A 24,501-nucleotide genomic window follows, 5' to 3' on the forward strand; every position below is an offset into this window, starting at 1 on the left:
GAGCACGATTCTAGGTGGCGGTGGGCGCTTCCCCTGCATCGGCCTCCGCTGCCGACGGGCCCTCTGACTGGGCGTCGAGAGCAACCGCCTGGAGGTAGACCTTCCGGACCCGGAAGACCACTGTGTAGGCGCTCGCTGCGGCCAGTGCCCACAGCGTGACGTACATCAGGATCGGCAGGTCGAACAGGGCTCCCAGCCCGGTCATGACGAGGATCGAGACGAGTCGGTCGGCCCGCTCGGCGAGACCGCCCTTGGCATCCATGCCGAGGGACTCCGCGCGAGCGCGGGCGTAGGAAGTCACCGAGCCCATCACCAAGCACCACAGGCTCACGCACAGGTAGAGGTAGCCGTAGTCACCGTCGTAGTTGTCGCTGGCGAAGTAGAGGGCCAGGCCGCCGAAGATCGCGCCGTCGCCGACGCGATCGAGCGTGGAGTCCCAGAAGGCCCCGAAGCGCGACGACCGTCCGAGGGTCCGCGCCATCTTGCCGTCGATCAGGTCGCTGAAGACGAAGGCGGTGACGAAGAGGACGCCCCAGAGAAGCTCACCCCGTGGGAAGAACGCCAGCGCACCGACGCAGACACCGACAGTGCCCACGAAGGTCACCGTGTCGGGACTGATCCCGAGCTTGATGAAGAGCTTGACGAAGGGCATGAGAACGACGCCCTGCCAGAAGTCCTTGAAGCGGTCGAGCACGCGTGAACGGTAACGAACATCGCCCCGACCCTTGACATCCCGGCGAGCCGCGAGCATTCTCCTAACTGTGTTAGGAACACCTACTCGTGATCGGAAAGCCGAACGTCGTGCGGCCGTACGGCGAGAGATCCTCGACGCCGCCTGGGCGATCGCCCGCGAGTCCGGGCTGACCCAGATCACGCTGCGCGACGTCGCGCAGCGGATCGGCATGCAGGCGCCGTCGCTCTACACGCACTTCGACTCGAAGATGGCGATCTACGACGCAATGTTCGCCGAGTCCTGGGCGGCCTACGGATCCACGTTCGACGAGCTTCGCACCGAGTTGTCGCCCGACCCGCGCACCGCATTGCACCAGTTGTTCAGGCACTTCTACGACTACGCCATCGCCGACCACCCGCGCTACCAGCTGATGAACGAGCGGGTGATCCCCGGATTCGAGCCGAGCGCCGAGTCCTACGCACCCTCGCAACAGGTGTTCGCGCAGGGGCACAGCACGGTGACCGGACTCGGCAACATCACCGACGCCGATTTCCTGATCTTCATGTCGCTGCTGGGCGGCCTCGTCAACCAGCACTTCGCCAATGACCCCGGCGGCACCAGGGTCACCGCTGTCCTCGAACGTGCCGTCGACATGTGGGCCGACGCTGTCGGCCTTCCTCCCTCCCCCGCCTGACGACCCACCGCACCTTACGGAGCACCGCCATGATCGCCACCACCCCGCCGTCTACCGACGGCATCGTCCGTCCGCAGCTCCCCCGCCGGCTCGCGATGCGGCTCGCCGCCGACGAATACCGACGGATGGCCGACGCCCTGGCCGCGCTCGGCCCCGACGACTGGAGCCGCCCGACGCCCTGCGCGGCGTGGGACGTGCGCCAGCTCGGCTGTCACATGGTCGGCATGGCCGCGATGGTCGCCACTCCGTGGGAGATGAAGCGCCAGCAGGACCGGGCAGCCGCCGACGCAGCGGCCCAGGGCATCCCGGGGATCGACGCCCTCACCGGGCTACAGGTCACCGAGCGAGCCGACTGGACGCCCGAGGACGTCGTGCGCGGCGCCCGGTCGATCGGTCCCCGCGGTGCCCGCGGCCGGAAGTTCACGCCGGGCCTGATCCGGCGCCGGGCCTTCCCCGACGTGCAGGTCGTCAACGGCACGCCGGAACGCTGGGTGATCGGCTTCCTCAGCGACGTCATCCTCACCCGCGACCCCTGGATGCACCGGATGGACATCGCCGCTGCGACGGGCACGACGCCGTACCTCACGGCTGAGCACGACGGCGCGATCATCGCCGACGTCGTCGCCGAGTGGTCGCGCCGGCACGACGCCGCCTACGAGCTCGAGCTGACCGGCCCTGCCGGCGGCCACTGGCACCGGGGCACTGGCGGCGAGAAGATCGTCATGGACGCCGTCGACTTCTGCCGCGCCATCTCCGGGCGCGGCGAGGCCCCCGGCCTGCTGGCCGTCGAGGTCCCTTTCTGAGCCTTGCCTGGTGCTCAGTCGACCCAGGCGTCGATCAGCAGATCGCGGGTCTGGTCGAGCAGCTGAGGCAGCGTCTTGGTCCCGTTCATCACGGTGATGAAGCCGGCGTCGCCGGACCACCGCGGCACGATGTGCTGGTGGAAGTGGCCTGACAACGAGCCGCCCGCGGCGGGTCCGAGGTTGATGCCGATGTTGAAGGCGTGCGGGTTCGACACCTGACGGATTGTCGCGAGCGCCTGCTTCGTGATCGCCGCGACCTCCGCGGTCTCGGCGTCGTCGAGCTCGGTGTAGTCCGCTACGTGCCGGTAGGGAAGCACCATCAGGTGGCCGGGGTTGTAGGGATACAGGTTGAGGACGGCGTACGACGTCTCCCCCCGCCGTACGACCATCCGGTCGTCGTGGGACGTGGCGGGGTCACGGCTGATCCGGCAGAAGGGGCACGTGGGCAGGTCGGGGTCGGTCAGTCCCTCGTCACCGGCGGTCTGGACGTAGGCCATCCGATGGGGCGTCCACAGACGCTCCAGGCCGTCGGGATCCCTCACTGCTCGGACTGCTCCATGACGTGGAACAGCTCGACGAGCGGCACGTCGGGAACCACCAGGCCCCGGAGCTTGGCCATGGCGTCGATCTGCACCCAGATCGACTCCGCGAGCATGTGGGCGAACGCCGCGCCGTCGGGCGTGACCTCGAGTCGCGACTGCCACCGCTTCACACCGGAGAAGACCGCGCCGATGAGAGCGAAGACCCAGGGGTCGAGGCTGGCGCGATCGTTGGCGCTCAGCTCGACGCCGAAGTGGTCGACGACGGTGTTCATGATCGTCTCGATCTGTTCGGCGATCTGCTCGATCGCGACCGACAGCGGGTGCGGACCCGGCCCCGGCAGCTCAAGCTCGACGAACCAGAACAAGGTGGGGTGCTCGACCGCCCAACTCACGACCCCGGTCACGGCGTCGCGGATGATCTCGAACGGTCGGCCTTCGTAGGTCAGCGTGCCGAGGAGCTGGTCGCCGATGTCCTTGCAGATCGCCTGCTGCACGGCGAGATCGAGGTCGACCCGGTCGTGGAAGTGCCGGTAGAGCACGGTGCGGGCCAGGCCCGCCTCCTCGGCGATGAGCTGGACCTGGACGTCGTCGCCCGGCTCCGTGCGCTCCAGCACACGGATCGCGGCGTCGATGATGACCCGCCGTCGCGCCTGGTTGTGCGCGAGCCAGCGCAGTCGGCGACCGTCGCCGGCGTAGTCGAGGTCGTTCTGCTCCTCAGCCATGCGCTCCGTTTCTCGTGCGTGGTTCCCCCAGAAAGGGTAACCGGGTGTCGCGGTCAATATTGATGGAACCATCGACCGAGGTCGCCAGCGACGTCGGGGCAGGTGACGTTGTGGTCGCGGCCGCCCTCGACCCACTGGCCGAGGATCGCTGCCCCACCCTGGATCGACCAGTCCTCACCGCACCGGTTGAGTGCCTCGTCGCGCGAGGTCTGTCCTGCGGCCCGCCACTCGGGCACGCCGAGGCTGTAGCCGCCCACGACCGTCTCCCAGAGGTACGGCGTCGAGTAGATCCCGATCGAGAAGCCGGCATCGGTGTAGGCACGCGCCGCGCCCTCCACGACGGCAGCGTTGGCGGCCTTGTCGGCACTCCACTCGAAGTCCGGCACCGGCTCCACATCGATCCAGATGATCGGCGTCTGCAGCTCGGCGCTGATCATCGTGTCGAGGTTGAAGCGCGCCTCCTGATAGCCGACGTTGCGGAGCTGGCCCTTCAGGTTGCTGCCGTCGAACGGTCCGTCCCAGGAGTACTGCTCGAGCGTCGCAGCGTCGGGATAGCTCACGACGGAATAGGCGGCCGCCATCAGTGCGCGGTCCTGGACCCAGGTGACCTGGTCGGCCAGGCAGGGGTTGGGCGTGAAGCCGGGGCCGTTGGTCAGCCCGACGACCACGAACTCCGCGTCGTCCTCCGGCATCGGCAGTCCCTGCGTACGACGCTCCGGGATGCCCATCCCCTTGGGGCACTGCGGCCAGCTGATGTCGGCCCCGTCGATCTCGCCGTCACGGGGCGGGATGTTGCCGGAGTCCTGGTTGGCGAGGTCCTCAGCCAGGTCGGCCAGGTCGCTGGCCTCCTCCCCCGGCTCACCCGTGTCGCCCTCGCGGTCGTCGTGCTTGCCAGGCTTGCCCTCCTGGGTCGCCTGGGTCGACGGCGCCGCGTCGGGCTCGTCAGCGCCCTTCTCGCTGCAGGCCGCCACGCCCAGCAGCACGAAAAGCGTGGCGACCGACGCGACCCGACGCATCAGGTGCTCCGTCAGACCTGTTCGCGGGAGGCGATCGCCGCAGCCACGCGCTCGATGGCCTCGACGATCGGCACGCCGTTGTCCTGGCGGCCGTCGCGGTAGCGGAAGGACACCGCACCCTTCTCCACGTCGTCGGCACCGGCGATCAGCATGAACGGCACCTTCTGCAGCTGCGCGTTGCGGATCTTCTTCTGCATCCGGTCGTCGGAGTCGTCGACCTCGACCCGGATGCCCCGCGCCTTCAGCTGCTTGGCCACGTCGTAGAGGTAGTCGCTGAAGGTGTCGGCGACCGGGATCGCCTGGACCTGGACGGGCGCGAGCCACGGAGGGAACGCGCCCGCGTAGTGCTCCACGAGCACGCCGAAGAACCGCTCGAGCGAGCCGAACTTCGCCGAGTGGATCATCACCGGCTGCTTCTTGGTGCCGTCGGTGGCGACGTATTCGAGGTTGAAGCCCTTGGGCTGGTTGAAGTCGTACTGGATCGTCGACATCTGCCAGGTGCGGCCGATCGCGTCCTTGGCCTGGACCGAGATCTTCGGACCGTAGAAGGCCGCGCCACCGGGATCGGCGACGAGCTCGAGGCCCGACGCGATCGCGACATCCTCGAGGACCTTGGTCGCGATCGCCCACTCCTCGTCGGAGCCGACGAACTTGTCGGGCTTGGAGTCGTCGCGGGTGGAGAGCTCGAGGTAGAAGTCGTCGATGCCGAAGTCGCGCAGCAGACCGAGGACGAAGTCGAGCAGGTGCTGGACCTCGCCGGGCGCCTGCTCGGCGGTGAGGTAGGAGTGCGAGTCGTCCTGGGTCAGGCCGCGGACCCGGGTGAGCCCGTGGATGACGCCGGACTTCTCGTAGCGGTAGACCGAGCCGAACTCGAAGAGTCGCAGCGGCAGCTCGCGGTAGGAACGCCCGCGCGATCGGTAGATCAGGTTGTGCATCGGGCAGTTCATCGGCTTGATCATGTAGTTCGAGCCTTCGAACTCCATGGGCGGGAACATCGTGTCCGCGTAGTAGGGCAGGTGCCCCGAGGTGTAGAAGAGCTGGTCCTTGGTGATGTGGGGGGTGCCGACGTACTCGAACCCCTCCTCGATGTGCCGACGGCGGACGTAGTCCTCCATCTCGCGCTTGATCACACCGCCCTTGGGGTGGAAGACCGCCAGGCCGGAACCGATCTCGTCGGGGAAGCTGAAGAGGTCGAGCTCGCGACCGAGCTTGCGGTGGTCGCGCTTCTCCGCCTCCTCCAGACGGTGGAGGTGGTCGTCGAGCGCCTCCTTGGTCTCCCACGCAGTGCCGTAGACACGCTGCAGCTGCTTGTTCTTCTCGTTGCCGCGCCAGTAGGCCGCCGCCGAACGCATCAGCTTGAAGGCCGGGATGCGCTTGGTGGTGGGCAGGTGCGGACCGCGGCAGAGGTCCTTCCATGCGACCTCGCCGTTGCGGTCGATGTTGTCGTAGATGGTGAGCTCGCCGGCACCGACCTCGGCGCTCGCACCCTCGGCCGCGTCAGCCGCGCCACCCTTGAGGCCGATCAGCTCGACCTTGTAGGGCTCGTCGGCGAGCTCGACCAGGGCGTCGTCATCGGTGGTCACCCGGCGGGAGAACCGCTGGTTGTCCTTGATGATCTTGCGCATCCGGGTCTCGAGCTTGACCAGGTCGTCCGGGGTGAACGGGGTCTCGACGTCGAAGTCGTAGTAGAAGCCGTCCTTGATCGGCGGGCCGATGCCGAGCTTGGCCGCCGGGAACAGGTCCTGGACGGCCTGGGCGAGGACGTGCGCGCAGGAGTGCCGCAGGATGTCGTGGCCGTCGGGGCTCGCCATCTCGACGCCCTCGACCTCGTCGCCATCGACGAGCTCGTAGGACAGGTCCTTCAGCGCACCGCCGACCCGAGCGGCGATCACGTCCGGAGTGTCCTTGAACAGCTCCCATGCCTTGGTGCCCGTGGTCACGGACAGGTCCTGACGCGCATCGGCGGAAAGGACTGCGACCTTGAGCTCAGACATGGACCCAGCCTATCGACCGGGTCTGGCACACCGCGCGGGAGTTAGCCCCGCGCGCAGCCAACCTCCGTCACAGGTGGTCGAGCTTGACCCTGCCCAGCCTCGTTGCGCCCTGGGAACACGCCTGGCCCCAGGTCGGGACCACGCGATGCGGGGAGCAGGTGACCCAACCGGTCTCGTAGCCGCGCGCCTCTCCGTTGACGCGCACCGCCAACTCCTCCACGTCCACCGGGATCCGGAAGTGACCGTTGATATCAGTCGTGTCCCGACCGATCACGGTGCCACGGGCATCGACGTCGCGGACGGTGACGACGATGCCACGCAGCTCGTTTCCGGTTGCCGCGTTGACGACGGTGCCGCTGACGAAGGTTGGAGTGCCTGCCGTCCGGCTCACCGCGGCCGGTGCTGCAGAGGCGGACGATCCCGTCGAGGTCGCGACCGGGATCAGGGCGGCGACGGCGGCAAGGGCGATAGCGGATGCAGTACGGCGCATGCGAGGACGATATCCGCTGTCCCCCGCCCGCTGATGCTGCAGCGCTCCTAAGACAGCGTCTTCTCGCAGCCGTAGGCGATCTCGCCGGGATCGGTCAGCACGCCGTCCTGCGAACCCTCGCCGCAGTCGATCATGCGGTCCGCGACGCCGTTGTTGGCGTTGACGGAGTCGTTACCCTCGCCGCCGCGGAGGAGCGTCCCCGGCCGAGCGCCGCTCTCGATGACGTCCTTCCCGGAGTTGCCGACCAGCTCGTCACCGGCTCCCGAGAACGAGCCGGGCTCAGCGCCGCCGCGGATCGTGTCGTTGCCATACCCGCCGTAGGCAACGTCGGCACCAGCTCCGCCGTCGAGCTGGTCCTTGCCGTGGTCGCCCAGAAGCAGATCGTTGCCGCCGTTCCCCTCGATCACGTCATTGCCACTGTCTCCGAACAGCACGTCCGCCGCCAGGCTCCCGCCCAAGTGATCGTTGCCGGACCCACCCTCAAGCACGGCCTGTCCGAAAGCCAGGAGCTCATCGTTGCCTGACCCGCCGTCCGCGCGCGGGTTCTGATTCGACACTAACTCGATGTGGTCCGCCCCCGCTCCGCCAAGGACGTCGCCGTACAGCTCGTAGCCCAAGGTGGTCACCTCGTCGTCGTCGGGGCCTGCGTCGACGTAGATCGGGTTGGTGAGCGTCACGCCGCCTGGCCGAACCTCGATGACCCCAATGACGTCGTCACCACGGCCCGTCGTCACCCTGAGGGTGGTGATCGTCGCCAAGCACTCGACCTGGTCGTTGCTGACCGTCGCACATCCAGGCCCCGCGGAGATCGGCACGGGCGAGTCGTGCTGCGTGACGGTTCCCTTCGCCGAGCGAAGGTCGATGTCCATGACATCGTCGCCAGTGGTCCCGGTGACGACCACGGTCGTCCCGTCGAGGGACACCACGATCGGCGCGGCCGCAGCTTCGACCTCCTGCACGGAAGAGAAGAGGCCCAGCGGGAGCAGAGCACCGAGGAGCAGGATTCGCCGGGGTGAGCGCATGAGCGGTCGTCCTTTACGTTCGGCCTCCCCGCGATGGAGTGTCACAAAAGGGCCCGCGCGATGCCATAGCCCGTTGTGACTGCGCAGACCGGTCACGTCGGAGGGTGACGCCTCGACGAAGGCCGGTCAGCCGTCGGAGTTCACCGGTACGGCGATCTCCGCGTTCATCACCAGCTCGTTCCAGGTGCCATCCTCGTGGAACGTCGCGGTGATCTTGTCCTTGCGGTTCTCACTACCGGCGCCCGGCGGCGTGTAGACGATGGAACAGGACACCGACCCGAAGCTGGTCTCGCCCTCAGGGCTGTGGGTCAGCGTGCACTTCTTCGGGTTGGCGAAGCCGGCGGGGCGGGACGACTTGAACACGATGTCGCCGCTCGGGAAGTAGGGACCCCAGTCGAGGGTGTCGTACACGGTGCAGGTGGCCTGGCCTCCGGCCGGGACCGATCCGTCGCACGTGAGCGTCATGTGCGGCGGAGCGGGGGCTGGTGTGACCGTGATGTAGTCCTTCGCCCCGGACTTCACGTTGCCGGTGGCCGGGTCGTAGTGCGTGCCGGTCGCTGACTTGTGCGTGGCGTCGCCGGCGTACTTCGCCGTCACCGTCTCAGTGCGGGTCGCCGTGCCGTCGATCTCGGGTCGATACCAGATGTTGCACTCGCTCCGGCTCGGACTCTGCTCGACGAGGAGGCACGCTTTTACGCTGCCCGGCTTGGTGTTGTGCCCACCGAAGGTGACCTTGCCGGTTCCGGGTCCCGCTCCAGAGGAGCCCTCCACGGTTGCCGTGCAGACGACTTCCTCACCTGCCTGGACGCTGTCCGTGCAGGACACCGAGATGAAGGTGAGGGCCTTGTAGACCGCGTGAGCCGGAGCAGCGTGGAGGCCTGCGGCGACGGCGAGGATCGAGGCTGCGAGCGCGGCACCCGAAGCGGATCGGCCGAAGAGACGGTGGTGCACAGACATGGACAACTCCAAGCTGGAAGCCGAGATCGGTTCACGGGAGCGGTCGGTCCGAGCACCGGCAACAGATCGAAAGTACTGCTGGGCTCGTCGATCGGGAACGAGCGGGGAGTAAACCCTGGGTGATACCGGTCACCTCACGCGCACAGCGCGGAGTTTCAGGTGGGCGATACTGGGTTCGAACCAGTGACCTCTTCGGTGTGAACGAAGCGCGCTACCACTGCGCCAATCGCCCGCTGTGATGCGGACGTGACTTTAACGCATCCCCTCCCGTTCGCCGGAATCAGGGTTGGTCAGCGCCCCAGCAGTTCCGGCTCGCGGTCCCTCCATGCAGCCATCGCGGCCCGGGTAACCGGCCCGGGCGCCGCGAGTTCGCGGTGGTCCCACCGGCTCACTCCCTGCACGTCGCGCGTGGTGGAGACGAGGAAGATCTCGTCGGCGGCGGCCGCGACCTCGATCGGCTCGTCGATCTCCACTCCCCCGAACCAGTCGAGCACGAGGCGGCGCGTGACCCCGGCGAGGCAGCCGCTGGCCAGCGTCGGCGTACGGACCTCTCCGTCGACGACGTAGAAGACGTTGGAGCCGGTGCCCTCGCACAGGTGGCCCTGCAGGTTGGCGAAGACCGCCTCGGTGGCGCCCTCGGCCTGGGCGGCGGCGAGCGCGACGACGTTCTCGGCGTACGACGTCGTCTTCATGCCGGCCAGCGCAGCCCGCTCGTTGCGGGGCCACTTCACGGTGACCACGCTGGTGGTCTCGGCGGCCGACTCCATGGCGGAAGCGGCGACGATCACCGTGGGGGCGCCGGTCCCGCGCCCCGAGCCCATCGGCGCCGGACCCGCGGTGACGGTGATGCGCAGCCTGCCGAGCGCGAGCGGCTCGGCGTCGAGCACAGCAGCCACACCCCGTCGTACGTCGGCGAGGTCGAGCCCGGTCAGGCCGAGCCCTGCTGCGGACCGCTCGAGCCGGTCGAGGTGGAGCGACAACGCGAACGGCTGTCCCTCTACCACCTTGACGGCCTCGAACACCGCATCACCCACGGTCAGGCCGTGATCGGTCACCGGCACGGCCGGGGCGTGGGGGTCGTCGAGCAGGCCACCGTTGATCCAGACGTGCATGCGACCACCCTACGGAGCAGGCGACACGTCCAGGGGTAGGCCCGGTTTTGTTGCTGCTGTGACCATCGGCTAATGTTCTGCACGCGCTCAACCGCACCGGTGAGAACCGAGGCGGAGGTAGTCGCAGGCGGACGTAGCTCAGTTGGTAGAGCGCAACCTTGCCAAGGTTGAGGTCGCGAGTTCGAGCCTCGTCGTCCGCTCGGAGAGGTCAAACCCAGACCTCCATTGGTGGGTTGGCCGAGAGGCGAGGCAACGGACTGCAAATCCGTGTACACGGGTTCAAATCCCGTACCCACCTCCAGGACAACTCCACACGAGGGCGATTGGCGCAGCGGTAGCGCGCTTCCTTGACACGGAAGAGGTCACTGGTTCAAACCCAGTATCGCCCACCAGCGTTTACGCAGGTCAGAGGCTCCTTCGGGGGCCTCTTTCCGATTTCATGCAACTAACGTACAACTTGCTCGAACACAGGCAGCGGGCGCGGATTCACCTCCGCATGCCGAGGATGTCCGCCCGTACCCTCACGCCATGTTCGATGCAGCGAGTGCTCTATCCACGATCCACGCCTCGCTGGCCGCGATCACACCTGTGAATGGCACCGATGAGATCGATGCCGCCACAGACACCGCTACCAACGAGCTGAACCGCGCAGCGGCCGCGATCGCCGCGTTCGCCAACCAACTCGACGACGGCACGGGGTTCTTCAACTCATCGACCGAGTTCGGACGACAACTCGCAGTTGAGTTTGACGAGACTCGCCGTGGAAGCACGGTCTTCGGACTCCTGCACGCCCTCAGCGTTCCCGAGGCCTTGTCGGCCATCGAGTACGCGCTGACCTTCATCCAAGTACGAGTCGGTCCCCACTCCAATCATCGAGCGGTGCTTGACGACGCCAGCAGAAACGGCTTGGCCAGGATCCGGGACACCGCAGCCGAGGCTCTTGTCGATGCGGCAATGCCGGCGGATCCCGAAGATGAGGACCTCGATGATGGCGACCTGTAACTGAAACATGACCGGAGACGTAGGAAGCGTCCCCGGTAGCGCCTCGCCCGTCCCATGGATGGCTCGACGCGGACGGCAAACCAGCAAACGGGGTCATGTGCCTTGCACCGAGCCCGAGCGGTCGACCCACCAAACCTCTATCTGGGCCGCCGAGAGCGAACTCATCGTCTCGGCGTGAAGATCCCGGTAGCGGGGGAAGTCGGGAAGCGCAATCACGCTCCGCCAATCAGGCTTCTTGCCCCGGAGCCGCATCGCGGCCAGCACCGCCTGGGAGTACCAGTGCCCGGCCTGTGTGCTCGGGCTAGAGCGTTTCGTCTCCCCTGCGCGAGCGGGATCTGCGTACCCGCGGCTAGGAAAGCCCTTGACTTCGATCCCGACCACTTCGTCGCGGAGGCCGGCGACCACATCGATCCCGTGCTCCTTGGTCGCGGTGTTGGCGACCGAGAAGATCCGCCACCCGGCTCCCACCAAGTGGGTGACGACCGCAGCTTGGACGTTGCCCTCGGTGTGCCACTGCTCGTCGGCCTCCTGAGCCGGCGTACCTATCCATGTGCTTGGTACACGCCCTTGGACCTCATCCCCGCCGACCGCACGTGACGCCCTGTGGTCGACATCCCCACGGACCTCGAATCCGAGCGCAACTAGATGCCGGCGAGCCGTGTACGACATGAACTCCGACCTCGGGATGCCACTCGCCAACTCAAAGGCCTGCAACACCGGAAACCAAACGCCGTTGACTCGGACGGCATGCTTGCGGATCGCATCCGGCGCAACATCCACGAGGCGACTCTCGACCGTGGCGCGGGCGAGGTCGTACTGCCGACGGTTGACTGTGAACCGGATAGAGCTCCTCCCCTGGCTTGCCATGAGGTGACGCTACGACACCGCCCGGACCCGATGGGACGGGATTGCAGACAACGCCAGTCCCGGGAATCGAAGATCGACGGCCGCGACGGGACCTATGCTCGACCCTCGTGGCCGCCCCCATCGGATTCGAAGACAAGATTGCATTCGTCTGGAAGGTCGCCGACAAGCTCCGTGGCCACTTCAAGCAGCATGAGTACGGCTCCGTCATCTTGCCGTTGCTCGTGCTCCGGCGGCTCGACGCTGTGCTCGCTGCCACGAAGGACTCGGTAGTCAAGAAGGCCGAACCGTTCGGTGGTGACATCGGGCCCGGTCAAGACAAGTTGCTCAAGCGAGTGGCTGGTCACTCGTTCTACAACGTCTCGCCGCTGACCATGAAGACCCTCCTTCACGACGATAAGAACGTCGCCGCCAACCTGCGCGCATACATAAGAGGACTCTCCCCCTCCGCTGCTGAGGTGATCGAGGCGTACAACTTCGGCGACAAGATCGCGCGGATGGACAAAGCAGGCATCCTGTACGCCGTCCTCGGGGACTTCGCCGACCTCGACCTTCGGCCTGACGTCGTCGACAACGCCGCAATGGGCTACGTCTTCGAGGAGTTGTTGCGGAAGTTCTCGGAGATGAGCAACGAGACCGCCGGGGAGCATTACACGCCGCGCGAGGTCATCCGACTGATGGTCGACCTCCTACTCGTCGATGCGGAGGGCATAGAGACCAACCCGAAACCGGTCCGCACGGTCTACGACCCCACGGCAGGCACAGGCGGCATGCTTACGGCAGCGATCGACCGCATCACGGAGCTGAACAAGCGGGCGATCGTGGATGTCCACGGCCAAGAACTCAACGACGAGACATGGGCGATCGCCCGCTCGGATCTCATGATGCAGGGGATCCCACCGGAGCGGATGCGCAACGGCAACAGCCTCACCGAGGATGCATACGCTGCCGAGCACTTCGACTTCATCCTCGCCAACCCGCCGTACGGCGTGGACTGGAAGGGGTATTCCGGCCCGATCAAGGACGAGCACACCAAACTCGGCTGGACCGGCCGCTTCGGCGCCGGCCTGCCGCGGATCTCAGACGGCTCTCTGCTGTTCCTCCAGCACATGCTGAGCAAGATGAAGCCCGACGGATCCCGGGTCGGCATCGTTCTGTCCGGGTCGCCGCTGTTCTCCGGTGCTGCCGGTTCGGGAGAGAGCGAGATCCGCCGCTGGATCCTCCAGTCGGACCTGCTCGAGGGCATCGTCGCGCTGCCGGACCAGATGTTCTACAACACCGGCATTTCGACATACATCTGGGTCCTAAGCAACGCCAAGGCCAACGGTCATCGTGGCAAGGTAGTACTCGTCGACGCTCGGGAGCTCGGGACCAAGATGCGCAGGTCGCTCGGCGACAAGCGCAAGGAGTTGACTGGCGATGCCATCGCCGAGGTAGTGCGGCTCTACCGCGACGCCCTCGATCCCGAGCTCCACGACCCGCGCGTGAAGGTGAAGGGCAGCGAGGAGTTCGGTTTCCAGAGGATCACCGTGGAGCGGCCGTGGATCGACGACCTGGGGAAGCCGGTGCTCAAGAGGGGCAAGGCGACACCTGATCCTAAGCTCCGTGATCAGGAGGACGTCTCGCTGCCCGCTGGCTTCCACGAACTCGAAGAGGAGGCTCAGGCAAAGGCGCTCGTCGAGTCTGCCGAGGCGTACCTCGAATCGGAGGTTCACCCGTACGTCGCGGACGCGTGGATCGACCACTCCAAGACCAAGCTCGGATACGAAATCCCATTCACTCGGCAGTTCTATGTCTACGCCCCGCCACGCGCGGTAGATGAGATCGCAACCGAGATTCGGACGCTGCAAAAGCAGATAGAAGTAGGGATGGAAGGGCTTGGGCTGTGAAGGCGACGCGTTTGGATCGCGTGGCCACCGTCCAAGCTCGGATCGGCTGGAAGGCACTCACGGCCTCCGAGTACGAGGATGACGGGTATGCCTTCCTAGCAACTCCCAACATCAAGCCGCGGGACATTGACTTCCAGAACGTTAACTACATCTCCCAATATCGATACGACGAGTCACCGGAGTTGAAGCTCGCGATTGGAGATGTGCTGCTGGCCAAGGACGGAAGCACCTTGGGCATCGTCAACGTTGTTCGAGATCTTCCGCGTCCATCAACCGTCAACGGTTCGATTGCCGTACTGCGCCCCTTTGACATCGAGCCACGTTTCCTCGGGTACTGGCTCCAAGGCGCAGCAATCCAGAGCCTGATCGCTCAGGTCAAGGACGGCATGGGCGTGCCCCACCTCTTCCAGAAGGACATACGCAAGTTCCCTATCCCGGAGATCGAGATCGCCGACCAGCGGCGAATCGCGGATTTCCTCGACGACCGCATCGCTCGGATCGACGAGGTAAGTGCCGCCCACCGTCGGCAGTTAGACGAGCTGTGCGTGTTTGCTGCGGAATCGGCGCAAGAAGCGACGACCCTCGGCGGCACGATCGAGACTCGTGACACCGGAATCCCGTGGATGCCGTCAGTCTCACGCTCCTGGGACTTACCGAGGATCTCTCATGTTTTCAGAACTGGGAGTGGTACGACGCCGACTTCGACGGATGAGTCGTACTTCGACGGAGGCGTGCCCTGGGTGACAACGACGGACGTGCGCGACCGCAAACTTCGAAGCACGACGAAGACCGTGACAGCCAAGGCATTGAACGATTTCTCCACGCTGGTTCGCTATGAACCGGGCTCTCTTGTGGTTGCCATGTATGGACAAGGTGCGACAAAGGGGCGCGTTGCGATTCTCGAGACATCAGCGTGCGTCAACCAAGCATGCTGTGTGCTCACTGGCGTCGACCAGGACATTACCGAGTGGGCGTTCTACTGGTTCAAGGCGCACAAGCCAGCCATCGTCCAACTGGCGCTGGGCGCTGGACAGCCCAATCTAAGCCAGGACATCATCCGGTCGCTCCGATTACCGATGCCACCATCCTTCGCACGGCGAAGCCTCATTGAGGAGATGAAGAACCGCGAGGCTGAGGTTGGCGACCTGATCCAGTCGACGACTGAGCAAGTTCGACTCCTGAATGAGTACAAGCAGTCCCTAATCACAGCCACGGTGAACGGCGAGTTTGACGTGACGAGCGCATCTACGGAGGGTCCGGCGTGAGCGTGCACACGGAATCGGCGTTCGAGTCGAACATCGAGGCGTACTTGCTGGCGAACGGCTGGGATTCGATCCTGCCCGGGTCGTACGACCTCCGACATGGGCTGTTCCACAACGAGTACTTCGCATTTCTCGCGGCGAGCCAGCCCAACGAGTGGGAGACCCTCCAGTCCTACCTCGGCGGCGAGACCGCTGCCCGACAGGTGATTGCGAAGACGCTCGCCGACCAGATCGACCGACGCGGTGCGATCGGTGTACTGCGCGGCACGATCAAGCACTCGGGGGTAACCCTGCGATCGGCGTACTTCAAACCGGCCAACAAGTTGACGCCCGAGCTCGGCGAGAAGTACGCGGCCAATCGGCTCGGCGTTGTTCGCCAACTACACCACAGCGAGTCCAAGCCCGGCGACTCGCTCGACCTGGTGCTCGTAGTCAACGGTATCCCGGTCGCGACGGCGGAGCTAAAGAACCCGCTCACACATCAGAACGTCGAGCACGCGATGACGCAGTACCGCACCGATCGCAACCCGGCGGACTACATCTTCCGCAAGCGCACGCTGGTGCACTTTGCGGTCGACCCGCATCGGGCCTACATGACGACAAAGCTCGCCGGCGAGCAAACTCGGTTCCTGCCGTTCAACCAGGGCACCGGCGGACCCGGGCAGATGGGCGGGCAGGGCAACCCAAACGCCGCAACCGGCTACGACACCGCCTACCTGTGGGAGCAGGTGTGGCAGCGCGACGCCTGGCTCGACCTCATCGGAAGCTTTGTACACGAGCACGATGGGACGATCCTGTTCCCGCGCTACCACCAATGGCACGCGGTCCGGTCGCTGCTCGCGGGGACCTACGAGAGCGGCGCCGGCAAGGACCGACTCATCCAGCACTCGGCCGGATCGGGGAAGTCCAACACGATCGCCTGGACCGCGCACGCGCTCTCCCGACTTCACGGTGCCGACGACACTCCGATCTTCGACAAGATCGTCGTGATCACCGACCGCAAGGTCCTCGACCGGCAGCTCCAGGAGACCGTCGCTGGTCTCGAGCACACGCCGGGGACCATCGTTCGGATCGACAAGAACAGCGCCCAACTCAAGGATGCACTGGAGGGCAACGCCGCCCGCGTGATCATCACGACCTTGCAGAAGTTCCCGGTCATCGCCGACACCGCCGACGCCGTCGAGGGCAACCGGTTCGCGATCATCGTCGACGAGGCGCATTCCTCGACCTCCGGGGACGCGGTCAAGGACATGAAGAAGGTGCTCTCGGCCGAACTCGACACTCCTGAGGACGGAGTCACCTCGTCGACCGACCTGATCGCCGAATCGGCCTCAGCTCGCGGCAAGCACGCCAACCTCTCCTTCTTCGCATTCACCGCTACGCCGAAGCCGAAGACACTCAACCTGTTCGGCGAGAAGGCCGTCATCGACGGCCACGAAGTGCACCGACCGTTTCACCTGTACTCGATGCGGCAGGCGATCGAGGAAGGCTTCATCCTCGATGTGCTGGCCAACTACACGACGTACGCGACGTACTTCAAGCTCGCCACCACCAGCCCCGCCGAGGGCGAGGAGGACCCGGAGCTGCCCGCGTCGAAGGCGAAGGCCCAGCTCGCCAAGTACGTCTCGCTGCACCCCTCGAACATCGGGGCCAAGGCAGAGATAATCGTCGAGCACTTCCGGTCCAAGACCAGCCACAAGGTCGGGGGGCGGGCGAAGGCGATGGTCGTCACCCGGTCGCGCCTGCACGCGGTGCGGTACTTCCAAGCCATCGGGAAATACATCGATGACAAGGGCTATGACCTGAGGGCATTCGTCGCGTTCTCGGGCACCGTGACCGACCCCGATGCGCCCGAGGTCACCTACACGGAAACGTTCCTCAACGGCGGCGTCTCAGAGACTCAGTTGCCGAAGCGGTTCGCCGAGGACGACGCGAAGGTCTTGGTCGTCGCCGAGAAGTACCAGACCGGGTTCGACCAGCCACTCCTGCACACGATGTACGTCGACAAGAAGCTCGCCGGCGTCGGTGCGGTGCAGACCCTCTCCCGGCTCAACCGCACCCACCCAGGCAAAGACGACACCTTCGTCCTTGACTTCGCCAACACTGCCGAGGAAATCGCCGAGGCATTCCGGCCGTTCTACGAGCAGACTCTCGCCGAGCCAGCCGACCCCAACCTGCTCTACAACCTCGAGCACGACCTCAAGGCTGCCAACATCCTTGACCCAACCGAGATGCGCGCAGCCGTGGACGCCCTGCTGTCCGGCGACGACGCCCGCCAGCCGGATATCTACGCCAACCTCGCGCCGGCAGTGACCCGGTTCGAGGCGCTGGATCACGAGGAGCGTGAGGGGTTCCGCGGCAAGCTCGACTCGTTCGTGCGCGCCTACGCCTTCCTGGCGCAGATCGCGTTCTGGACCGACACCGACCTTGAGGAACTGTTCCTCTACGGCAAGGCGCTGCTGGTGGAACTCCCGAGAGAGCCAGGTGCCGCTGTCCCCCTGCTGAGCAGCACCGTCCAGCTCACCCACCTGCGCAACGCGGTCACCTTCGAGGGCAGCAACTCCCTTGAGGCTGGCACTGACGAGGCGGGCGAGGCCCTGCCGGGCGGAGGCAAAGGGAAGCAGCATGAGGAGCCGGTCGACAGGCTCTCTGCGTTGGTCGCCGCACTGAACGAGAAGTTCGGACTCGATCTCGACGACGCTGATCGAGTGTGGTTCGAGCAGCAGAAGACTGTTGTGGAGAACGACGATGAACTCCGCACGGTCGCCCTGCACAACGACCGTAGCCACTTCGAGCTTGTGTTGCGCAAGCGGCTTGACGACATGATCGTCGACCGCCATGAAGCAAACGGCGTTCTGTTCGACGCCTACTTCGCCAACCCAGACTTCCGAGTGCGCCTGATGGACTTCCTTGGGGACGCCTACGACCAGTTCCGCGAGGGCGCGTGATCCCAGCCGAAGCGTGAGGTCGTTGAAGCGTCGCGCAGAACCTGAGTGCCGGCTTGCCCGCGTTGCGGGGAGCCGGAGGGCAGCACGTCGCGGATCTGCGGAACGTCCCGCGTAGGGCCTGCGCGAGTCAACGGTCGCGACGCCGTCCCTGTTCCGGCGCGCGACAGCATCTGCGTCAGTAGCCTCTTCACCAGAGTGTCCCCGAGGATCGGAAGGGCCCACGCCCAATGATGAACGTCTTATCCCGGATCCCGGTCACGGGCCAAAAGGTGATCGCGGTAGCACTCCTCCCGGTAGCCGGCATTTCGGCCGTGTTAGGGCTGATTCTGACCGGCCTTGGGGTCGCCGGCGGCGAGACTGTGGAGGAGTGTTCTGGACACCTCATGTGGAAGGAATGCGAGGACGTCTACCACGATTGGTCCCGAGGCACCGACATCTTCCTCATGGGTTCAGGCACCTTCCTGCTCGTCGTGGCGCTACTTAGCGTCGTGACAGCGATTCGCCTCGCCACGCGGCAAGGTCACCTCAAGCGATACATGGCGATCCTTACTGGCGTCGAGACCATGAGCATCGAGCGGATCGCCGACATCACCCGCTCGCGGCCCTCGAGGGTGCGGAGCGAGATTCAGAGCATGATCGACTCGGGCATGGTCAACGATTTCTACATTGACTACGGCGCTGACCAGGTTGTCAGCAAGAAGTATGTGCCCAAGATGTCGCACAAGACAGTGGTGAAGTGTTCCGAATGCGGCGGCAACAACGACCTCATCGTCGGCATCACCAAGCATTGCAGCTTCTGTGGGCAACCGCTGTTGCTTGGAACTACCTGAACCACGCATCGATCTACGAGGGAAAGTAGAGAACGACATGGGACTGATCAGCGCCGGGATCGCGGCTGTCGGCGGAACGATGGCAGACCAGTGGCTCGACTTCTTCACCGCGCCAGCCTTTGACGAGCAGACCCTGGTCGCTCCCGGCGTCCTTCACGAGCGCAATGGTGGTCGAGGAACGAACAAGCGAGGCTCGGCCAACATCGTTACGGACGGCACTCGCATCGCCGTACCAGAGAACACGGCGGTCATCATCACCGACGGCGGCGGCATCGTGAGTGTGTCGACCGAGCCTGGCTACTTCGTGTTCCGCAACGATGGCCAGCCATCGATCTTCACCGGATCCGGCATCCGCAAGTCCTTGATCACTCAGTCCTGGGAGCGGTTCAAGTACGGAGGGACGCCCGGTCAGCAGCAGCTCATCTATTACGTGAACCTCAAGGAGATCCGCAACCAGAAGTTTGGCACTCCGGGCCCGCTGCCCTACAAGGACTTCTCACTGGTACCAGAGGGCGCGTCTCAAGCCCCGGTACTTCGCCTCAGAGCCAGGGGCCAGTACTCCATCCAGGTCGCCGACCCGATCCGCTTCTTCCGCAACTTCCTGCCAGCCAACGTTCGGGCCTACACGTTGGCCGACGAGGGCGCGAACTCGCAGCTTACCCAAGAGTTCATCACGGCCTTTCAAGCAGCCGTTCAGTCTCTCTCGCGGAGCACCGACATCGCGTCACTCGCGGCGCACAGCCCGGAGCTTGCTTCTGCTCTGACGAACGAGCGCGGGGCCGAAGGCTCTTGGCTCGAGCGGTTCGGTCTTGAGGTTGTCAGTGTTGCGATCTCGGCAATCGAGTACGACCAGGCCTCTCGCGACCTTATGGACAAGTACAACAAGGGCGTCCTCCTGGGGGGCGGAGTCGGCAACGCTTACGCGCAGGCGACAGTTGCCGACGCTGCTTCGGCGATGGCAGAAAGGGGAGGCGGGTCCGACATGGTCGGTCTGGCAATGGGCCTGGGCGCCGTCGGTGGGACCGTTTCAGGACTGACACAACCGACAGCACCCGTCTCAACGCCGGCCAGCGATCCCGTGGCCGTGCTCGGGCAGCTAAAGGCCATGCTCGACCAAGGGCTAATCAGTCAAGCGCAATATGCAGAGAAGCAGCAAGAGGTACTCAGCAGGATGTAAACGGTGATCTCGCGGGGAGCCGTCTATCGGCGCGAGGGTCTCGCACTCAACCGTCGTCGATCGGCATCGACCTCCGCAGGCGCACCGCAGGTGCTGGCGGGCTCCCGCGGCAAGCAACTATTCGACACGCCAGGTCCGCGGCCGCGGGTGTGACCGTCTCCGCCATATGCTGCTCGACCCCCTTCGTCCCCGCCGAGGAGCGTCATGGGCATCGAGCCGGAGCATCGCGCCATCCTGTCCGTCGCGGCTGCTGCGCGCGAAGTAGCGGACCTCGCCTACACCGTGGTTCGCCGGATCAACGAGCCTGCCATCCCCCAGGACCGCATCCGAGCCTGGCGCTCGCTACGGCTCCAAGCCTTGGCCGGCCTCGACCGTTGCGTCCTGGCCGAGTTGCTCGTCGGCGCCACCTGGGCCCAGGTCGCCCACGGGTACGGGCTGACCCCGGAACAGATGCAGAAACGCTTCGAGCCCACCCTGCACCGCTGGCTCAACGGCACAGTTCTCCCCGAAGGCGGCCCCTCGGCCGAGTTCACCACAGGCTTGGTCGGCGACACCGATCCCGCCGGAACCGCCGCCGCCCTCGACCTCTGGATCATGCGTCACACCGAGCCTTGGATGGACTACCCCATAGACCCAGTGACGCGGGCTATCTCTGAGGAGTACTGACGCGGGACGTCGACGCGGTGTCGAGCTCCCAAAAATGGGGCGCGCAAAAATACGCGGTGGCTCAGCAGACCCCCCGGTGGTCCGCGCGAAGTGGAAAGGGGGGGTGGCGTGGCCGCACCGTGTCTCGTCCTTCCTGCTACTCGTCGTCCTCGGCGAGGAGTTCGCCGAGCCGGTAGGCGGGGCTGCGCTGGAGGTTGTAGCGGCCGCGGTCGTAGCGGCGGGTGGTGCGGGGGTCAGCGTGGCCGGCGTGGTCCTGCACGTCCTCGAGCGGGACGCCGGCCTCGCGGGCGAGAGTGACGAAGGTGTGGCGAAGGCTGTGCGGGCTGATCTTGCTGGCGCTGGGGATGTTGGCCGAGACGGCGAGGCGTCGGATCAGGCGCCATGCCTCGGCGCGATCGAGTGTGTTGCCTGTGCGGGTGGCGAATATGGGGCCGGTGATGCGCGCTTCCTCCCCTTCCTGGAGGTAGGTGTCGAGCGCGTGGATCGTGGCGGGGTTGAGGGTCACCTCGCGCAGAGCGCCGCCCTTGCGGCGTACCCGGAGGAGGTGGTGGCCGCGGCTTGTGTCCATGTCCTCCACGCGGGCGCCGAGTGCCTCGCTGATGCGTAGACCGTCGAAGATGAGTAGCGATACCAGTGCGTGGGCGCGGGTGCCGTGCGCGCGGGCGACGCGGAGCAGGCGCTTGGCCTCCTCCTTCTCCAGGCCAAGCGTCGGGGAATCCTGGCCGAGCTTCGGGCGTCGGACGTGTTCGACCGGACTCCGCCGGATTGCGTCCTCCGAGACCGCGTAGCGGTAGTAGCCGGACAAGGTGGCCAACCTTCGGGCGACCGTAGCCGGGCTGGCAGGGCGCGCAGCACGTCCTCGGGGTTGCTCCGCCAGGTGGCGGGCGTAGGCGTCGATGGTGGCGCGCCCGGCGGCCAGAACCTCGAGCCCATGGTCGGCGCACCAGGCGAAGTAGTCCGTCAGGTCGCGCCGGTAGGCGGCGCGGGTGTGACCGGAGTACCCAATGAGGAAGCGGGCGGCGATCACGTGTGCGATGGCGGCCGCCGGAAGGGCGGGCAGCGGCCCGGCGAGCAGATCCAGTCCGACGCCTTCGACGAGGGCTGCCCGGGCTACCGGCTCGAGCGATCCAACGCTTGGGTCCATGGACCCAACATAACCGTCATTATGATGGGGTTTTGGAAGCAACGCCGCTGCGCCCGGTCGGACCTCCACGGACCGGTCGGCGGGGTGATCCTGGCGCGGCGGCACCGGTGAGCGACGCCAAGGGCGCGGACGTTCAAGCGGGCCACTTGAACTAGGCCTTCTTGGAGGTTCGTCGAGCCAAGCGCCGTCGCCGGATGCGCTCGCGCCGCGGGCGCGCCCCCATGGCCAACCGGACCATTGCCTCGATATTGCCGGCAGCCTCAGCCTCTGCGTAGGCCTTCGCCTTGTCGCCTCGGTCGTGTGGGCACCAGCAGCCACACTGCTCCCACCTGTCCTCCGACGTCTTCGCTCCTGGATTAATCACCGCGTCTCGACAGGCCTTGTGGCTTCCTCGAACACAGGCTGCCGACACCAGAACTGCCAAGTCTTGGACGACGTCGACTCGCGCCACCTCGGTTTCCAAGACTCTGATCCGTTCCTCATACCTGCGACTGCGCCGATCCCACACACCGTTCGCCCACTTCACCCAGGAGGGCGATCGCCATCCGAGCGCGGACAGCCCCTCGTGGACCTCGATTTCATCCACTGGCGCAGCGGACCCGGCTTGTTCCAGGACGACTCGAATGTCCTCGTGCTCCTCCCGCTGCTCATGTGGTGACGACGAGAGCGTGCTGTCGCTCGCACTTAGCGAGGCCAACTGTTCGGGAGTCCTGACTTTCTTGCTCACAGCTTCATCCCCTCGCGGTTGAAGCCGGAACGGCATCCCCATCCCGGCAGACAACTCGGTCTTCGATTGGGACGTGGGCGGCAGGGAACTTGGTGTGGACCGCTTGACGTCGCTAGTCGACGTCCCGTGACGGCGGACCGTAACGAGCGACTGCGTCAGCCGTCAAGGACCCTAGCCCGAAGGAAGCGGCGGGTCGTTCTCGTTGAGGTCTTGGCGACGTGCCAGGGAGCCTCCAGCCCGCGCCGGTTCAGCGCCCGTGCCAGTCTCCGCGGGGAACGGAAACTGACTGCCCGGGTGCGATTGGAAGGATGCAGCCTTGTCACCTCTTATGGCGCGCGCCCGCGGCGCGGCGGTGCCGTCGCCATCATGACGAGGTCTTCGTGGGTCACGCCCGCGTGCCTAGCCCGATATTGGGGGCCAGGTCCACGCGATCCCCCACCATTCGCGGTCAATGTTGATGAACTCGCGGGTGGCGAGGTTGGCTGTGTTCGGTGGAATCTTGTTGCGTCGGGCTGCGCTGAGGCTGGCTGCGCTGGGGTCGGTTTCGCGGTACCACCACAGGTTGGAGGGTGGAGCGTCGGCGTGGAACTGGACGCGTTTGGTAGCGAGTGGGATGCGTCCGCTGGAACCGGCATCGACTCGAGGATGACCGACCGCGTCGGTGTTGATGTCGATGACCCAGGAGATGGTGGTGCGCCCCAGCTCGTCGAGGGCGTCGGGTTGCGCGGCCAGGACGCAATAGATGACCCCGTCGTCGGCTTCTTCGAGGTGTGCGATCTCGCAGCCGGTGCTCGGTTGGACATGGCTGACGCCTTTGCGAAGGTCTTCGTCGACTACGTGCCGGAATGGGAAGAACCGCGCGCGCGGGCTGGTAAAGCGGAGTGACACTCGGTGGACGTTGCGGAGTGGTTGATGGCGCTCGCCGTAGTAGTGGATGTCTTCGATCATCTCGATTACGTAACCACGGCGAAGCACATGTGGATCGGTGAGCGGATCTTCGAGCGCATCGGCAACGACCGGGGCGAGGGTCCGAGAGGAGTGTGCTTGTCGGAGTAGTCCGATGAGTTGGGCGTGGGAACCGCCGAGGGAGCTATAGGCGAGGATGAGCCGCTCGGAGGGCGTGACTTTTCCGGCTTCGACGTTTGAAATGTGGCCAGAGCTGTAGCCGGCAATCTGCCTGGTGGTCTTACCGGCTGCGATGCGGATGGCTCTCAGTTCGGTGCCCAGCAATACCCGCGCCATTTCAGCGGGCGAAGGGTTCACCGGCGTGGTGCCGGTCGACGGTGGTGTCACGCGCACTCCCCCGGGTTGTTGAACGGATCCCGATACGGGATCGGATTCGACCCCGGCTCGGACTGGCTAACGTCGCCCAGGCCGGTGCTTGTGGCCCTTCTGCCGTGCTGAGTGGTGCGCAGCGTAGCCGCTACAGGCGGAGTGTGTCGGACGGCTGAGCGCGCGGGTTCTTGTGCTTCCGGTGGCCAGACAGTTCGACTTGCTTGATGGTGTTGCTTGCGTCTCGGCAAGCGGCGGTCATCGTGCCTAATGTTGCGGGCATGTTGGCTCTCCCGGCGAGACGTGTGGGCCGGTCCTCTGAGCCGTTGTCGCCCCGCTCCCGACGTGTTGGTGGATACCGCTCGCAGCCTCGGTTGGGGTCTGTCAGGCTGGGTTGCGGTTTGACGGGTGACAGCGCGTGACGAATGTCCGTCGTGTCGGGGTTGCCATTTCGCGGGCGTCGGATGCGATCGTTGTTGAGCGTCTGGTGGGGGATTTCATGGGGTTCGTATCTGGTCGCGTCTGGGTCGTTTCGGCGTTGACGGGATTGATCCTGTCGGTCGGGGTGGTCGCTACCCCGCCGGTGGCGGTGGCGGCTGCTGAGGGAACGCTGACGTCATCGGCGGCAGCGGGTATCGCGGGCGAGTCGGTCACCCTCACTGGGTCGTTGCCACCGCAGGCGTCGCGGCCGGTGA

General features: G+C 65.6%; 22 protein-coding genes and 4 tRNA genes. 13 read left to right on the forward strand and 13 right to left on the reverse strand.

The features are described 5' to 3' along the window. Positions 1-10: 10 nt before the first annotated feature. Positions 11-694, reverse strand: a complete 684-nt coding sequence (pgsA, locus tag F0U44_RS21895; RefSeq protein ID WP_149730517.1) for a phosphatidylinositol phosphate synthase — start codon at positions 692-694, stop codon at positions 11-13. Positions 695-761: 67 nt separating this feature from the next. On the opposite strand from pgsA, the gene F0U44_RS21900 reads away from it, so the two are divergent. After that, positions 762-1,367: a TetR/AcrR family transcriptional regulator gene (locus tag F0U44_RS21900; RefSeq protein ID WP_188113621.1), complete on the forward strand. Its 606-nt coding sequence runs from the start codon at positions 762-764 to the stop codon at positions 1,365-1,367. A 29-nt stretch (positions 1,368-1,396) separates the two neighbouring features. Further along, positions 1,397-2,170, forward strand: a complete 774-nt coding sequence (locus F0U44_RS21905; RefSeq protein WP_149730519.1) for a maleylpyruvate isomerase family mycothiol-dependent enzyme — start codon at positions 1,397-1,399, stop codon at positions 2,168-2,170. A 14-nt stretch (positions 2,171-2,184) separates the two neighbouring features. Here F0U44_RS21905 and F0U44_RS21910 read toward each other — a convergent pair whose 3' ends face one another. The 9 genes from F0U44_RS21910 to F0U44_RS21950 all read right to left on the reverse strand — a co-directional run bounded on the left by F0U44_RS21910 (position 2,185) and on the right by F0U44_RS21950 (position 10,025). Further along, on the reverse strand, positions 2,185-2,712 hold the full coding sequence (locus F0U44_RS21910) for an HIT family protein (protein ID WP_246160753.1): 528 nt from the start codon (positions 2,710-2,712) through the stop codon (positions 2,185-2,187). After that, entirely contained in the window at positions 2,709-3,434 is a 726-nt protein-coding gene (locus F0U44_RS21915) for a TetR/AcrR family transcriptional regulator (RefSeq protein ID WP_188113622.1), read from the reverse strand. The genes F0U44_RS21910 and F0U44_RS21915 overlap by 4 nt, the downstream gene beginning before the upstream one ends. Positions 3,435-3,487: 53 nt before the next feature. Beyond that, entirely contained in the window at positions 3,488-4,450 is a 963-nt protein-coding gene (locus tag F0U44_RS21920) for a glycoside hydrolase family 25 domain-containing protein (RefSeq protein WP_149730521.1), read from the reverse strand. An 11-nt stretch (positions 4,451-4,461) separates the two neighbouring features. Further along, positions 4,462-6,444 carry a threonine--tRNA ligase gene (gene thrS / locus F0U44_RS21925; protein ID WP_149730522.1) on the reverse strand — a complete coding sequence of 661 codons (1,983 nt, stop codon included), beginning with the start codon at positions 6,442-6,444 and terminating at the stop codon, positions 4,462-4,464. 67 nt (positions 6,445-6,511) lie between these two features. After that, positions 6,512-6,934, reverse strand: coding sequence for a hypothetical protein (locus F0U44_RS21930; RefSeq protein ID WP_149730523.1), 423 nt, complete (start codon positions 6,932-6,934; stop codon positions 6,512-6,514). Between the two features lie 47 nt (positions 6,935-6,981). After that, the gene (locus tag F0U44_RS21935; protein WP_149730524.1) at positions 6,982-7,956 is read right to left on the reverse strand and encodes a calcium-binding protein; all 975 of its coding nucleotides are present in this window, start codon (positions 7,954-7,956) and stop codon (positions 6,982-6,984) included. Positions 7,957-8,082: 126 nt separating this feature from the next. Then, positions 8,083-8,913, reverse strand: coding sequence for a hypothetical protein (locus F0U44_RS21940; protein WP_149730525.1), 831 nt, complete (start codon positions 8,911-8,913; stop codon positions 8,083-8,085). 160 nt (positions 8,914-9,073) lie between these two features. After that, positions 9,074-9,145 (reverse strand) — tRNA-Val (locus F0U44_RS21945). A 58-nt stretch (positions 9,146-9,203) separates the two neighbouring features. Further along, entirely contained in the window at positions 9,204-10,025 is an 822-nt protein-coding gene (locus tag F0U44_RS21950) for an aminotransferase class IV (RefSeq protein WP_149730526.1), read from the reverse strand. Between the two features lie 127 nt (positions 10,026-10,152). Between F0U44_RS21950 and F0U44_RS21955 the strand changes: the two genes are divergently transcribed. The 4 genes from F0U44_RS21955 (at position 10,153) to F0U44_RS21970 (ending at position 11,027) form a co-directional block, all read left to right on the forward strand. Then, positions 10,153-10,225: transfer RNA gene (locus F0U44_RS21955), tRNA-Gly, on the forward strand. A 27-nt stretch (positions 10,226-10,252) separates the two neighbouring features. Continuing rightward, positions 10,253-10,326: transfer RNA gene (locus F0U44_RS21960), tRNA-Cys, on the forward strand. A 16-nt stretch (positions 10,327-10,342) separates the two neighbouring features. Then, positions 10,343-10,417 (forward strand) — tRNA-Val (locus F0U44_RS21965). A gap of 136 nt (positions 10,418-10,553) precedes the next feature. Beyond that, on the forward strand, positions 10,554-11,027 hold the full coding sequence (locus F0U44_RS21970; RefSeq protein ID WP_149730527.1) for a hypothetical protein: 474 nt from the start codon (positions 10,554-10,556) through the stop codon (positions 11,025-11,027). Between the two features lie 93 nt (positions 11,028-11,120). Here F0U44_RS21970 and F0U44_RS21975 read toward each other — a convergent pair whose 3' ends face one another. Further along, complete coding sequence (locus F0U44_RS21975) at positions 11,121-11,894, reverse strand: hypothetical protein (protein ID WP_149730528.1); 774 nt, start codon at positions 11,892-11,894, stop codon at positions 11,121-11,123. 107 nt (positions 11,895-12,001) lie between these two features. Here F0U44_RS21975 and F0U44_RS21980 point away from each other — a divergent pair, with 107 nt between their 5' ends. The 6 genes from F0U44_RS21980 (at position 12,002) to F0U44_RS22005 (ending at position 20,663) form a co-directional block, all read left to right on the forward strand. Continuing rightward, complete coding sequence (locus tag F0U44_RS21980) at positions 12,002-13,780, forward strand: type I restriction-modification system subunit M (protein ID WP_149730529.1); 1,779 nt, start codon at positions 12,002-12,004, stop codon at positions 13,778-13,780. Then, a complete protein-coding gene (locus F0U44_RS21985) occupies positions 13,777-15,045 on the forward strand; it encodes a restriction endonuclease subunit S (protein WP_149730530.1) in 1,269 nt (422 codons plus the stop codon). The genes F0U44_RS21980 and F0U44_RS21985 overlap by 4 nt, the downstream gene beginning before the upstream one ends. Continuing rightward, on the forward strand, positions 15,042-17,990 hold the full coding sequence (locus tag F0U44_RS21990) for a type I restriction endonuclease subunit R (protein ID WP_149730531.1): 2,949 nt from the start codon (positions 15,042-15,044) through the stop codon (positions 17,988-17,990). The genes F0U44_RS21985 and F0U44_RS21990 overlap by 4 nt, the downstream gene beginning before the upstream one ends. Before the next feature lie 269 nt (positions 17,991-18,259). Then, positions 18,260-18,820 carry a hypothetical protein gene (locus tag F0U44_RS21995; protein ID WP_149730532.1) on the forward strand — a complete coding sequence of 187 codons (561 nt, stop codon included), beginning with the start codon at positions 18,260-18,262 and terminating at the stop codon, positions 18,818-18,820. Between the two features lie 37 nt (positions 18,821-18,857). Next, positions 18,858-19,997 carry an SPFH domain-containing protein gene (locus F0U44_RS22000; RefSeq protein ID WP_149730533.1) on the forward strand — a complete coding sequence of 380 codons (1,140 nt, stop codon included), beginning with the start codon at positions 18,858-18,860 and terminating at the stop codon, positions 19,995-19,997. A 204-nt stretch (positions 19,998-20,201) separates the two neighbouring features. Beyond that, the gene (locus F0U44_RS22005) at positions 20,202-20,663 is read left to right on the forward strand and encodes a hypothetical protein (RefSeq protein WP_149730534.1); all 462 of its coding nucleotides are present in this window, start codon (positions 20,202-20,204) and stop codon (positions 20,661-20,663) included. A gap of 136 nt (positions 20,664-20,799) precedes the next feature. Here the strand turns inward: F0U44_RS22005 and F0U44_RS22010 are convergent, their stop codons facing one another. Together F0U44_RS22010 and F0U44_RS22015 are read right to left on the reverse strand one after the other, a co-directional pair. Then, entirely contained in the window at positions 20,800-21,807 is a 1,008-nt protein-coding gene (locus F0U44_RS22010; RefSeq protein ID WP_223163797.1) for a tyrosine-type recombinase/integrase, read from the reverse strand. A 1,126-nt stretch (positions 21,808-22,933) separates the two neighbouring features. Continuing rightward, complete coding sequence (locus F0U44_RS22015) at positions 22,934-23,827, reverse strand: helix-turn-helix domain-containing protein (RefSeq protein WP_149730535.1); 894 nt, start codon at positions 23,825-23,827, stop codon at positions 22,934-22,936. Between the two features lie 397 nt (positions 23,828-24,224). On the opposite strand from F0U44_RS22015, the gene F0U44_RS23325 reads away from it, so the two are divergent. After that, positions 24,225-24,501 (forward strand): hypothetical protein (locus F0U44_RS23325; RefSeq protein WP_223163798.1); only part of this gene is annotated, 277 nt, incomplete at its 3' end.

The sequence above is a fragment of the Nocardioides humilatus genome (genome assembly GCF_008373755.1).
GTDB lineage: Bacteria > Actinomycetota > Actinomycetes > Propionibacteriales > Nocardioidaceae > Nocardioides > Nocardioides humilatus.